Genomic DNA, 12,189 nt, shown 5'->3' with positions numbered 1-12,189 from the left:
TCCTCAGTAAGGGGCCACCGTCGTGCGGACGCTTGCCATGAAAACTATTGAATCGGCGGACCGCGTCTGACGTCTCGCCCGTCAAAAACCATCTCATACCCCTCATGAAAGTCGAAAGCTCGCATAGTGGCCGGCGATGCCAAGCCGCTGAGGTAGTACGACAGGCTCTCTTTGTTAAACCAGGTCTTTGCCACCAAGCTGGAGGGCACAGTGGATTCATCGATCGCTGCATACCGGCTAGTGGTTTCCCGGTAGAAGGATGAGGGGATCTCGATGCCTCGCGATTGGCAGAAGCGCTCGATATGGTGACGGTAGCGTTGCTTCATAGCCGTAACCTTGCGGTTGAATCTTTGTCTACTGCCGCATCAGGGGTCTACGGCAGCAGCGACCTGATATTGGATTACCCACAGATCATCCACCTCTCCGAGCCAATCCGAATTCGTCTTGCCCTGGGTCCCATGACGGCGCACGGCAACGTGAAGCACGAGAGTCTTCCTTCGTAACGCTCGAGCACATGAAACTCGAAGTTGCCGTTGTCGCCCCATTCGGAGACCGCGACGGTGTCATCACCAACGGCGAAGCCATACATTACGTTGCCCGTGGCTGCGGTTTCAATGTGCACCTTGGTGCCCACAATCAATTGCGGGAGACGTTCATCGTCCAGGACGGATGCCGCCCATCGATGACCGCGGTCGTCACGAACGCTCTCCAACTTAGCGATGCCGGAATTCATGACACGTATTGAACCTGCCGGGCCGCATAGAACAAGTGAAGCTCATAGATCATGCCTTCCACAGAAACAATCACTTTGGCTTCGAGCTAGCGGGAGCGGGCGCGGATTTGCGGGCGCGCTTGGCCGGTCCCGCCGACGGCGCCTTGCCTGCCCCTCGCTTGAACGTGCGCCCCCGTGCTTGCGACAAGCTGGCTTCCAATGCGGCTGGCAGGTCCGCCAGGCGTGCTAGCTGTTGTTCCAACGCTTGCGCCCGACCTCGCAGTTCGCTCGCCTCTCGCCCCGCCGCAATGCTGGCGGCTTTAGCCTCATCGTGCTGCTGCCGGAGCAGGTGCGTGCGCTCCTCTGCGGCGCGCTGATCGGCTGACCATTGCGTCCGGATTTCCTTGCATTCTTGTCGCGCTCGATCAATCTCGGCGTGAGCGCGATCCTCCACTGACCGTACATGGGCGGCCAAGCCATCACGCTCGGTGGTCCAGGCGTTGTCACGCTCCGTGGCCGCCTGCTGGGCTGCCTCCAGTTCTTGTTCTAGACGATCAGCGCGCTGTTGCTGGAAGAGGCGTTGAGCCGTGAGCTCGGCTATTTGCGCATGCTGCGCATCAAAACCATGCTGCAGGTCGATCAACCGCTGCTCGGCGAGTTCGGCTCGCTGGGCCGCCCGCCCCGCCTGCTCTACCAGTTCCGCCATTCGTGCCTCTCGGTCTTGGTCTTTGGATCTCAAGTCCTCGCGAAGCTGCACTAACTGGGCATGATCATTCGCCAAGGCTTCCTGAGCCTGAGCTTCGCCTGCTGCCAAGGCCTGCTCCCAAAGCTGCTGGGCTAACCGGCCGACCGCTGCAGGGGCCTGTGGTAGGGCCAGCTGAGCGTTATGAGCCTGCAGGCGCGGTGCCAGCCCCTGCCACCAAGTCTCTAGCCAGCGCGTCACCGTATTCGGTGAACCCGTGCCGAGGTGGGCGCGAATGCGATCGACGGTTGGCCGCTCGCCGGCGGCGACCAGTTCGTCCGCCGCGGTGTGAACGTTGGATTCGGTGATGCCCCTTGCCATTGAACTGTCTCCTATTCCGCCAGCAGACCCATTGAACGCGTACTCACGATAAGTGATGATTATCGTGGCTACATGCCATTTATCGTAGTAAAACATACATACTATGAAAGATATTCACGCGATTCCTGCCCTCGCGCAATCGGCTGCCAGCCTGACCCTGCCCGCTCAGCTGGCCCAGCAGGCCGCCGAGGCGGTGCGCGAACTGCTCGCCGAAGCGGCCGCCGAGAACACGACCCGCAGTTACACCAGCGCGCTGCGCTATTGGGCGGGCTGGCATGCGCAACGCTATGGAATCGAAATGAACCTGCCAGTGCCCGAGGCGGCCGTGCTGCAGTTCGTAGTCGACCATGTGGTCCGGCGCAACGCCGACGGCGAGCTGGCGTGGGAACTGCCGCCGGCGGTTGACCAGGCCTTGGTGGCGGCCGGCCTGAAGGCCAAATCCGGTCCTTGGACCTTATCCACGGTCCGGCACCGGGTCGCGGTGCTGTCCACCGCGCACCGACTCAAACAGCAGCCCAATCCCTGCGAGCAGCCGGCGATCCGCACCGTGCTCAGCCGTGCGGCCCGCGCTTCGGTCAAGCGTGGCGAGCGGCCGCGCAAGAAGACCGCCATCACCCTGGCCGAGATGGAGGCGATGCTGGCCACCTGCGACGACAGCCTGGAGGGGATCCGGGACCGCGCCCTGCTCTGCTTTGGGTTCGCCAGCGGCGGACGCCGGCGCAGCGAGATCGCTGCCGCCGACCTGCGCGATCTGCGCCGGGTTGGCGACAAGGGCTATATCTACCGGCTGGAGCACAGCAAGACCCAGCAGGCCGGCGTCACCGCATCTTCCTCGCCGGACAAACCGGTACTGGATCGTGCCGCTCTAGCGCTAGAAGACTGGTTGGAGGCCGCCGGCCTCATCGAAGGGGCGATTTTCCGCCGACTCTGGAAGAGGCGTATCGGCCCTGCCCTCTCCCCGGCCGCCGTAGGTGAGATCGTGCAGCGGCGAGCGCGCCTGGCCGGGCTGGAGGGGGATTTTGGCGGGCATAGCTTGCGTTCGGGGTTCGTGACGGAGGCCAGTCGCCAAGGCGTGGCGCTGCCGGCGATCATGCAGCTGACCGAGCACCGGGCGGTCTCAAGTGTGATTGGATACTTCCAGACCGGCGGCGCATCCGCGAATCCTGCCGCTCGCTTACTTGAAGATGGCTAAAGCCGGATAAGTGATCGCTGCGGAATTTCGTTCGAGCGTCGTGGATTGATCGAGAGCCTGGGCAGCGGAAGTTGGGCCAATTCTGGGTACGATACCGAAACACTTCAGCCGGTATGGAAGCATGGGACAAGCGGTTATTGCCGACAACTGGTCTCTGCAGATGGTGGCGGAGCTGCTCACCGACGGACTCGATCCCAATCAGTGTCAGCTGCTGCAGGTCACGGCCGACGGCGCCCCGCGATTGACGTCGGCGCCCGCGGCGGCCATCGCGCTGGAGTGCCTGTTCGACCTGCTCACCGACCTGGTCCTGCGCGACCAGATCCTGGTCGAGGCCGCTCACGTCGACACATGGAAGCGCGCCGGCCATGTGTTTGCCCCCGCCACCCGTCAGGGGGCCCTGCGTGGCTACGACTTCCAGCCGCGGGATCCGGAATTGGGAGCGGTGCGCGACGCGTTTGTCGAGCGTCTGGCGTTTACGGCGCCGCTCCGCGAACTGCACGCGCAGTACACGACCGCCTACCGCGAGCACGGGGTCAGCTCGCACCCGCTGTAGTCGCAGATCTTGTGGGGCGGCGCGGGCATGCTGGCGCGTGCGGTTAAGTTCGACACGCCGTACACGCCGCACCCGGCACGGCGCCGCTTCTATCAGATTGCCGGCGTCGCACTACCTGACGCCAGCGCCGCCGATCGCACCCTCGACATGGTGCGTACCAGCCGGACCAAGCTGCAGCGGCGTGAGACGCGCAACGAGTCGCTGATGTCACTGCGGCTGATGCTCGATCCCATCCCGTTGCAGATAATCCGTGAGGTCGACAGCCCCGCGGCCCTGATTGCCGGTGCCGTGGCGCTGCGCGACCGCTTCCGGCCAGTGCGCGACTGGCTCGGGCTGTACCAGCAGCACGTCAACAACCCCAGTGGCGCCCCTATCTCCACCTACGAGCGCACGCTGGTCGAGATTGCGCGCGGGGTCGACGACGCCCTGGTCGGCGCGGGGCTCGGTCAATCGTCTATGAGCGTGGGCTTTGACGGGTTCAGCCTGTCCTGAGGGTCGGCAGGGATTCGTGAGAAAAACAGCCGAATCGGCTCTAACACCATGATTCAACGAGGAAACACCCCTCGACGTCAGGCAGTGCGTGGATTACAGACTTAGGCTTGATCGAACCAGAAGCCGCGTGACCCAGGCATTTCTGAAGTGCTGCTTAGGCACGCGTGCCCTTCTTGAATATTGGATTCAAGAGTTTCCACGCTCCTGACCCAACGGAAACCCTCAAGAAGGCTCCGACCATCGCCTGATCCATTGCAGTAGTTCCTCGTGCGGGATCGTACGTCCAGCGTCGACGTCGGCGATACCTTCGCGGGTCCGCCGATCCTTCTCTTCCTCGGTCAATTCCGGAAGGAGTGCTAGCAGTTTGTCTTCAGGGCTCATAGGCCGATGAGCTGCGCTCAAGTTGGCTTGATTCTCGTGAACATGGGCACGATCTGGGGATCATCCAGGCCCGCCGGCAAAGGCTGCGATACGTCGTGGACCGCCAAGTCGATGATGACGTCCAAATCTGAGCATAAGGGCTGTATGGCGGTGGTCACCAGACGAGCCGCCCGCTCGGCGAAAGCCAGGTCGACCACCAGCCAGATCAACAGACCGGGAGGCTGTTCGACGCCCCCCGACGAGTGAGTTTCCAGGAGATACGCCGACGAGACGAAGTCGGCGTGTTCAAGGCTGCCGCTGATGGCCGGAGCGAGCCAAGCCGGTGCGGCTTGGGCAGGTCTCACCGCGAACTCCGCCGGCTCCAGCCGTTCCACCCTGGCCAGAAAGCCCGTATCCAACAATGCCGCAACCTCTTCCGGGTAGAGGACAACGCCGTCGTCGTTGGGATTGAGCATCAACGTAGCGCCGCGAGTACCGGTTAGCAGCTCACGGCCTGGAACTCCCAGAATTCTGACAGCAGCCGAACTGGCCGCCTGCGCCTTGTCGAGCGAGGTAAAGAAGGGGATCGCATCGAAACCGTCAGGATGGCGGAACTGGACCAGCCGCAGTGTCCGCGCGTCATCCGAGACGGGCGCATGCACGTACACGATCGCATCCATCAGTCGCTTGAAGAATGCGCGTTCCTCGGCTGCGCTGTCGCGGGCCCGTTCAAAGGAAGCCTCCAGCGCTGCCTCTGCGGACGTAGTCCCTCTTGCACGCGGCCTGCTCGGTTGCTTCATAGTCAGATGCGATGAGGGCCAAGCGGGTATCCGGAGAACCAATCCGCCTCGATCTCGCTGCTCAGGTAGGGTCGTACGAAGGCCGACTGGGTCAGCGCTCGCAGCCGCTCTTCGTGCTCAGCAATCGCCTCGATGTCGCTGACGGTTGGATAGTGCCGCAGCAGTCGATATGCCTCTTGCCGCACCTCTTTGGGCACGGCTTGGCTGGCCGCTAGCTGCCGGAGGAACGCGCCCGCCTGCAACACATTGCGGGTGCGCTCAGATGGCGTCGTCATGACATCAAGAATGGCTGGAACTAAGGAATGCTTAGCTTATCGCGTCTGTGGCCGGCTAGCGCACGGTGCAACTACAGACCTTGCGATTTCCAAATTAATCCGGTACAATCAATAACTTACTTCGCATAACGTCGCTTATGTAAAGCCGGGGTGCGGCCGGTATCCTTGATTGATTCCGCGCGCTCTTTCTACTGGCCTGCCGGCGCACCGCCCATGGGGCCGGTGACTGCGCCAGGCACGATCGTGGAGTTCTGCGACTCCTGCCGTGCGATGTATCCCCACGTGAAGCAACTGCTGGCCGCCCATCCTAAGGACGTGCGTCTGGTGATCCGCTATGTGCCCTTCCATGGACAGGTCTCCAAGGAAGCCATTGGTGTGCTGGAAGCGGCCCGGGAACAGAAGAAGTTCGAGCCGGTGCTGGAGACCTTGATGAGAAACCAGCCTGTGTGGGCCAGCCATGGCGCGCCGGATCCGAAAAAGGTATGGGAGTTTGCTGTCGCCGTCGGTTTGGACCGTGCGCGTGCACAGCGCTATCTGGCGACCGGGGCGGTCGAGACCCTGATCAAACGCGATGTGGCCGCTGTGGAAGCGGCCGACATTCGTGGCACGCCAACGTTCTTCGTCAACGGCAAGCTGCTATCCGAACTGGGTCCTCAGCAATTGAGCGCGCTCGTGGCAGCCGAGCTCCAGCGCACCCGAAAGAAGCCCTGATCTTGGCGCGGCCTGCCGAGGTACTCGGCAGGCCATGACGACGCGGCGAAGGATCACGATGTGGCACCGCCGCGACCGTGATGTCATCAGCTTGAGGCTGTGGCGCTAGGACCTGTCCTTATAGGCCAACAGACGCAGTGCGTTGAAGACCACCAAGAGTGTGGAGCCTTCGTGCACGGCCACCGCCGGACCGATGCCGAGCCCGAAAATTGTGGCCGGCACCAGGAAGGCGACGATGCCGAGGCTGACGAAGACGTTCTGCCGGATGATGCCGCGCGTGTGACGACTTAAACCCACGGCGAATGGCAGGTGCTTCAGGTCATCGGCCATCAATGCCACATCGGCCGTTTCCAGGGCCACGTCCGAGCCGGCCGCGCCCATGGCGATGCCGACGGTGGCATTGGCCATCGCAGGCGCATCGTTGACGCCGTCGCCAACCATGGCGACCTTGTCCTGATCGCGCAGCTTGCGGATCGCCTCGACCTTGTCTTCGGGCATCAGGTCGCCCCACGCCTCGTCCAGGCCGACCTCCTTGGCCACGGCCTGGGCCACCTTCTGGTGATCGCCGGAGATCATGATCATGCGCTCGATGCCCATGGCCTTCAGGCGCATCAGCGCCTGCTTGGCCGCCTCGCGTGGCGTGTCCATCAAGCCGATCGCGCCGAGCTCCCGATCGCCCAACCGCACGACCATGGTCGTCCTGCCCTGCTCGCGCAACGCGGCGATGGCCGCTGCCGCGGCGGCACCCAGGGCGGGAACCCCGTCCGCGCCGAACATCTCGGCCTTGCCGATCCATACCGGCTGATCGCCCAGACGGGCTTTGACGCCGCGGCCGATCAGGTTTTCCAAGTCCGAGGCCGTTGGCAACTTGCCTCTATCCAATCGGCTGCGACCATCACGCGCGATCGCGGCGGCCAACGGATGATCGCTCAGCGACTCCACCGCGACCGCTACCTGCAGCAGCTCGGTCTCCGACGCCCCGTCAACCGCCACCACATCGGTGATGCGCGGGCGCCCTTCGGTCAGGGTGCCGGTCTTGTCGAAGGCCATCGCCTTCAACGAACCCAGATCCTCCAGCGGCGCGCCGCCCTTGATCAGCACGCCCCCACGCGCCGCGCGGGCGATACCGGACAGGACCGCGCTCGGGGTGGCGATGGCCAACGCGCACGGACTGGCGGCCACCAGCACGGCCATGGCGCGATAGAAGCTGTCGCGGAACGGCTCATCCACCACCACCCAGGCAAACAGCAGCAGGAACGCCAGCGCCAGTACCGCAGGTACGAAGATCCGCTCGAAGCGATCGGTGAAGCGCTGGGTGGCCGACTTGCGTGTCTCGGCCTCGCTCACCATCTTCACCACCCGCGCCAGCGCGGAGTCCTCGGCGCGCTTGGTCACTTCCACTTCGATCGCACCGGCCCCATTGATGGTGCCTGCGAAGACCCGACTGGCCGCATCGACGCTGTCGGGCCTGCTTCGTGCCAGCGCGGCATCTTCCACCGGCCGCTTGTCCACCGGGATGGACTCGCCGGTCACCGGTGCCTGGTTGATGCTAGAGTTGCCCTTCAGCAGGAATCCATCGGCCGGCAGGCGCTCGTTGGGACGCACCAGTACCCGATCACCGAGCTGGAGGTCGCCGACCGGAATCTCGGTGGTGGACTCGCCGCGGATGACGATCGCCGTATCCGGCGCGAGCTCGGCCAGCGCCTCGATGGCGCGCTTGGCGCGTCCCATCGCGTAGTGCTCCAGCGCATGACCCAAGCTGAAAAGGAATAGCAGCAACGCACCTTCGGCCCAGGAGCCCAGCGCGGCGGCGCCGGCGGCGGCGACCAGCATCAAGGTGTCGATTTCAAAGCGCTTGAGCTTGAGGTTGTCGTAGGCCTCGCGCAGCGTGTAGGCGCCGCCAAAGACATACGCACCGATATAGCAGGCTGTGGGCAACCACCCCGGCAATGAAGCGGCGAACTTCTCGATCAGAAAGCCCACCAGCAGCAACGCACCACAGGTCAGGGCGAAGATCAGCTCGGTGTTGGGGCCGAGCAGGCCGCCGGTGTGGTCGTGGTCGTGCTTCTCCTCTCCGTGCTCCCCTTGTTTGCCGTCATGCGCATGACCGGCATGATCCTCGTGCTGGGACGGCTTGCCCGTCACCACGCGTGTAACGCCCATGCGCTTGAGAGAGGCCTCCAACCCGCTCTCGTCGATCTTCTCGCGCTCGAACTCCAGGTACACCGTGCCGGCCGAGCTGGCGCGGGCTTCCAGCACGCCGAACACCGAGCTCATCTGTTCGGCCACAGTGCGGGCGCGTCGCTCATGTCCGATGCCGGTGACCGTCCAGGTGAGGTGACCGAAGCTTTCGGTGACGCGTGCGCCCGCGGCCTGTGTCAGCTCGCGAATGCGGGCCAGCGACATCACCTGCGGATCGAAGTGCACGCATAGCTGGCCCAGCCCCTCCCCTTCGGCAGGTCGAATGTGGACGCGATCCACACCGGGGCGTGCGAGCAGTTCGCTCTGCAGGCGCTCGATGCACGCATCGGCGGCATCTCGCACGTGGGGAAGCACAACGGGAATGTCCAGGCGCAACTTGCCAAGGGAGGTATCCATATCGATCTCGTCAGTGCTGCGCAGATGAACCTGAGTGTCCACAGCGCAAGTGAGTGCCACGCGACAGCACGGTCGTTGCGACCGGCGCACGCGATCCCGAAGCAGCGGCTACGCCAAGGCGGCGTGCGCCGGCGCGATCACGCGATGGGTGGGCGTAAGGGATGCGTAGAGCGCTGGGCCAGCGCCAAGACCGCGGCGATGGGCGTATAGGCCTGGCCGGGGATGAGCGGCCCAGGGGCCGGGAAGTCCGGCAGGATCACCGCGTGTGCGCACACGTCCGAGTGATGGAACAGGCTGTGCGCCCCCTTGGCGTGCTCATCGGGCACCTCGCCCTTGGCATCGTGCGCATGCGCGGCTGCGCGCAGGTGCGGTACGCTGTGCTCCAGACCATGCAGCTGCCCGAGCTGGGTCAGGACCGGATGGGCCAGCACCGCCGCCACGACCAGCCACAGCGCGCCCAAGGCGAGCCAGGATCGGGGATGGGCGGTCAGAAGGCGCACGCGGAGGTCCCGGGCTGCACGAATGGCCCGACGATACCCAACCCGGTCGCGCACGCCAAGCGCTGTTACACCCTAACGCTGCAGCGCGATGACAGTTTCCTGAATTGCGTGATTGTCTAACGCGCAAGGGACTGACTACCATGCGCGCACCATGACGCGTGCCCTACGCCAACTCAGCCGATTCCTGCGCCTGCCGGCGCTGGCACTGCTGTTGTTCGCGGTGGTGGCCAATCCGGTGCTGGCGGCCGTGGGCGATATCCACGAGTCGGCCCAGGCCGTGGCCGATCATGCCGATCCGGAGCACTGCGATGTCAGCGATGACGCCACCAGCGCGGTGGTTGATCAGGATGCCGGCGATCAGGACGAGGGTTCGGCCGGCGATCTGCTGCACGCGCTGGTCCATGGCGCCCATGCGTGCGGCCACCCGGTGGCTATTCCCTCGCCCGCCCTTGTGGTCGATCCGCTCGCTCCTCAGGCGATCGCGCCTGTGCACGAGATCCAGCCGCTGGATTCCCTGCAGCCGCTGTCCCTAACCCGTCCCCCGATTACGGCCTAACGCTGCACGCCGGCTTGCCGGTGCATCGTTCTTTCGCCTAATCGGAGATACCTCATGTGGTTGCGACTGGCAGCGTGCGCTGCCTTTTTGGTCGTGCCCGTTGCGTACGCGCAGACGGGGACGGCGCCCTCTTCTACCCTTTCGTTGGACGACGCCATTGCGCGCGTTGCCACGACACACCCTGACCTGCGCATCTTCGACGGACGTCGTCAGGTCCTGGATGCCAACTTGGCATCGGCGGCCCTCAAGCCCCCGATGACCCTCGGCGCAACCATCGAAAACACGCTCGGCACCGGCAACTATCGCGGTTTCAGCGAGGCCGAGCTCACGGTCACCCTGGCTGGGGTGATCGAGCGCGGCGGCAAGCTCAACGCCCGGCAAGCCCTGGCGCTGGCCAACATTGATACGTTGGCGCCGCAGCGTGAGATGGCAAGGCTGGACCTGCTGGCCGAGACGGCGCAGCGTTATCTGGCGGTCACCGCGGCGACCAAGCGCAAGAGCATCGCCGAGTTGGACATTGTTCAACGTAGGCGCGCTGTCGATGCAGCACGTACCCGCCTGACCGCAGGTGCGTCACCTGAGTCCGTCGTGCTCACCGCACAGGCGGCCTTGGCCACGGCCGAGCTGGATCGGGATCGTGCCATTGCCGATGAAGCGGCCACGCGCCAGAACCTGGCGGCCCTGTGGAATGAGCGCACGCCCAGCTTCACCGTGGCCGCGGGCAATCCTTTGGTGCTGCCGGAACTGCAGAGCTTCAATGCACTGAGTGACTACCTGCAGAACACGCCCGAGCTTGCTGAGTTGGCGGGCGTGGAGCGTGTGCGTGAGGCCCAGCTACGTCTGGCTCGTACGCAAGCTACGCCTGATCTGCAGTGGCAGGCCGGTGGACGCTACAACCGATCTACGAGTGATGTGGGGTTCATGGCCGGCATCAGCATTCCGCTGGGGTCGGCACGCCGTGCCGCACCGGGCATCCGGGCGGCTGAAGCCGAACTGGCCATGACGCCGATCGAACGCGAGTCCCTGCGTATCGATCTGTACTCCGCGCTCACCAACGCCTACGGCAATTACTCCACGGCACGGTTGGAAGTCGGTCGCCTGCGTACCGACGTGATCCCGCGCTTGGAGAAGGCTGAGAAGGCCGCCGAGTACGCGTGGAAAGCCGGTGCGATCAGCTATCTGGAGTGGTCGCAGCTGCAGGCGCAACGCGTGGAAGCCAGCGTGCGCCAGCTGCAAGTGGCCGTCGATGCACAAGCTGCCCTGATCGAGATCCAGCGCCTAACCGGGCAGCCGATCGTCGCCAGCGGCACCACCACTCCATAAGGATTTCCACATGAAGAACGTTGCAAAGATTGCAGCTCCGACGTTGCTGCTGGGCGCTGTCCTGATGCTGGCCGCTTGCGGTGGTTCCAAGGACGCCACGGAAGAGAAAACGGCGCCTGCCAAAGAGGCCAGCGCTGAGGGTGACGATCACGGCGCCGAAGGCGAAGCCGGGCACGAGGAAGGGGAAGCTGGCCACGGTGAGGAAGCCGGCGGTCATGAAGAAGAAGGTGCCGAGAAGACCACGATCCCGCAGGAAGAAGCTGACAAGAGTGGCGTGAAAGTGGCCAAAGTCAGTGAGGGTGCCATCAAGAACGAACTGGAAGTCCAAGGCGTGCTGACGCCGATGGAAGGCGGCGTGGCCCAGGTCACTGCGCGCTACCCCGGCGTGGTGCGTACCCTGCGCGCCAATGTGGGCGATACCGTGCGTCAAGGCCAGGCGCTGGCCGTGGTGCACAGCAATCTGAGCCTCACCACCTACACCATCACCGCACCGATCAGCGGCGTCGTCCTCAGTCGACAAGGAAGTGTCGGTGGCGTAGCCGCCGAAGGCCAGCCGCTGTTTGAGATCGGCGATCTGTCCAAGGTGTGGGTCGACCTGCATGTGTTCGGGGCCGATGCGCAGTACCTGCGTCCGGGCGTGGCCGTCACGGTCAGTCGCCTGTACGACAACGTCAGCGCTACGACGACCATCGAACGCGTGCTGCCCAGCACGTCAACGGCGAGCCAGAGCCTGGTCGCCCGTGCCGCACTGCCCAACGAGGATGGCTTCTGGCGTCCAGGCACCGCGGTCAAGGCGCAAATCACGATGTCCACCAGCGATGCGGGCGTCGTGATTCCGCAGTCGGCCATCCAGAGCATGGACGGCAAGGACGTGGTGTTTGTGCGTGACGGCGATACCTACACGGCGCGGCCGGTGAAGCTGGGTGATCGTGACTCCACGCAAGTGGCCGTGCTGGAAGGCGTGAAGGCCGGCGAGGACATCGTGGTGACCCAGAGCTACCTGGTCAAGGCGGACATCGAAAAGTCCGGCGCGACACACGCGCACTAAAGGAGA

At 64.3% G+C, this 12,189-nt stretch carries 14 protein-coding genes; 7 read left to right on the top strand and 7 right to left on the bottom strand.

The features are described from left to right. Positions 1-44: 44 nt before the first annotated feature. The 3 genes from ACSQ1W_RS07810 to ACSQ1W_RS07800 all read right to left on the bottom strand — a co-directional run bounded on the left by ACSQ1W_RS07810 (position 45) and on the right by ACSQ1W_RS07800 (position 1,871). Positions 45-326: a hypothetical protein gene (locus ACSQ1W_RS07810; protein WP_436042647.1), complete on the bottom strand. Its 282-nt coding sequence runs from the start codon at positions 324-326 to the stop codon at positions 45-47. A gap of 74 nt (positions 327-400) precedes the next feature. Beyond that, positions 401-733 carry a hypothetical protein gene (locus ACSQ1W_RS07805; RefSeq protein WP_436042646.1) on the bottom strand — a complete coding sequence of 111 codons (333 nt, stop codon included), beginning with the start codon at positions 731-733 and terminating at the stop codon, positions 401-403. 70 nt (positions 734-803) lie between these two features. After that, positions 804-1,871 (bottom strand): DNA-binding protein, encoded by a 1,068-nt coding sequence (locus ACSQ1W_RS07800; RefSeq protein ID WP_436042644.1) that lies wholly within the window; start codon positions 1,869-1,871, stop codon positions 804-806. A gap of 7 nt (positions 1,872-1,878) precedes the next feature. On the opposite strand from ACSQ1W_RS07800, the gene ACSQ1W_RS07795 reads away from it, so the two are divergent. The 3 genes from ACSQ1W_RS07795 (at position 1,879) to ACSQ1W_RS07785 (ending at position 4,012) form a co-directional block, all read left to right on the top strand. After that, positions 1,879-2,967 carry a site-specific integrase gene (locus ACSQ1W_RS07795; RefSeq protein ID WP_436042642.1) on the top strand — a complete coding sequence of 363 codons (1,089 nt, stop codon included), beginning with the start codon at positions 1,879-1,881 and terminating at the stop codon, positions 2,965-2,967. Between the two features lie 121 nt (positions 2,968-3,088). Further along, entirely contained in the window at positions 3,089-3,520 is a 432-nt protein-coding gene (locus ACSQ1W_RS07790; protein WP_436042640.1) for a hypothetical protein, read from the top strand. Between the two features lie 27 nt (positions 3,521-3,547). Beyond that, the gene (locus tag ACSQ1W_RS07785; protein ID WP_436042638.1) at positions 3,548-4,012 is read left to right on the top strand and encodes a hypothetical protein; all 465 of its coding nucleotides are present in this window, start codon (positions 3,548-3,550) and stop codon (positions 4,010-4,012) included. A 398-nt stretch (positions 4,013-4,410) separates the two neighbouring features. On the opposite strand, the gene ACSQ1W_RS07780 is transcribed toward ACSQ1W_RS07785, so the two are convergent. Together ACSQ1W_RS07780 and ACSQ1W_RS07775 are read right to left on the bottom strand one after the other, a co-directional pair. Further along, positions 4,411-5,172: an SseB family protein gene (locus ACSQ1W_RS07780; protein ID WP_162109351.1), complete on the bottom strand. Its 762-nt coding sequence runs from the start codon at positions 5,170-5,172 to the stop codon at positions 4,411-4,413. A 2-nt stretch (positions 5,173-5,174) separates the two neighbouring features. Further along, complete coding sequence (locus tag ACSQ1W_RS07775) at positions 5,175-5,447, bottom strand: BPSL0761 family protein (protein ID WP_046933515.1); 273 nt, start codon at positions 5,445-5,447, stop codon at positions 5,175-5,177. 213 nt (positions 5,448-5,660) lie between these two features. On the opposite strand from ACSQ1W_RS07775, the gene ACSQ1W_RS07770 reads away from it, so the two are divergent. Next, a complete protein-coding gene (locus ACSQ1W_RS07770; protein ID WP_281353321.1) occupies positions 5,661-6,158 on the top strand; it encodes a DsbA family protein in 498 nt (165 codons plus the stop codon). 105 nt (positions 6,159-6,263) lie between these two features. On the opposite strand, the gene ACSQ1W_RS07765 is transcribed toward ACSQ1W_RS07770, so the two are convergent. Together ACSQ1W_RS07765 and ACSQ1W_RS07760 are read right to left on the bottom strand one after the other, a co-directional pair. Continuing rightward, on the bottom strand, positions 6,264-8,756 hold the full coding sequence (locus ACSQ1W_RS07765; RefSeq protein WP_162407229.1) for a heavy metal translocating P-type ATPase: 2,493 nt from the start codon (positions 8,754-8,756) through the stop codon (positions 6,264-6,266). Between the two features lie 137 nt (positions 8,757-8,893). After that, positions 8,894-9,256: a hypothetical protein gene (locus ACSQ1W_RS07760; protein WP_162407228.1), complete on the bottom strand. Its 363-nt coding sequence runs from the start codon at positions 9,254-9,256 to the stop codon at positions 8,894-8,896. A 151-nt stretch (positions 9,257-9,407) separates the two neighbouring features. Between ACSQ1W_RS07760 and ACSQ1W_RS07755 the strand changes: the two genes are divergently transcribed. Genes ACSQ1W_RS07755 through ACSQ1W_RS07745 form a run of 3 tightly spaced genes read left to right on the top strand, consistent with a single transcriptional unit; the run spans position 9,408 to position 12,183 of the window. Beyond that, entirely contained in the window at positions 9,408-9,812 is a 405-nt protein-coding gene (locus ACSQ1W_RS07755) for a hypothetical protein (RefSeq protein WP_277729866.1), read from the top strand. Between the two features lie 54 nt (positions 9,813-9,866). Continuing rightward, positions 9,867-11,135 (top strand): TolC family protein, encoded by a 1,269-nt coding sequence (locus tag ACSQ1W_RS07750; protein ID WP_162407226.1) that lies wholly within the window; start codon positions 9,867-9,869, stop codon positions 11,133-11,135. A gap of 10 nt (positions 11,136-11,145) precedes the next feature. Further along, positions 11,146-12,183 (top strand): efflux RND transporter periplasmic adaptor subunit, encoded by a 1,038-nt coding sequence (locus ACSQ1W_RS07745; protein WP_277729867.1) that lies wholly within the window; start codon positions 11,146-11,148, stop codon positions 12,181-12,183. The last annotated feature ends 6 nt before the right edge of the window (positions 12,184-12,189 follow it).

It is taken from the genome of Pseudoxanthomonas sp. LjRoot143 (assembly GCF_964252945.1).
In the GTDB taxonomy this organism is placed as follows: Bacteria; Pseudomonadota; Gammaproteobacteria; order Xanthomonadales; family Xanthomonadaceae; genus Pseudoxanthomonas_A.
Note: the sequence above shows the minus strand (reverse complement) of the source record. Positions and strands in the feature narration are given on the sequence as shown.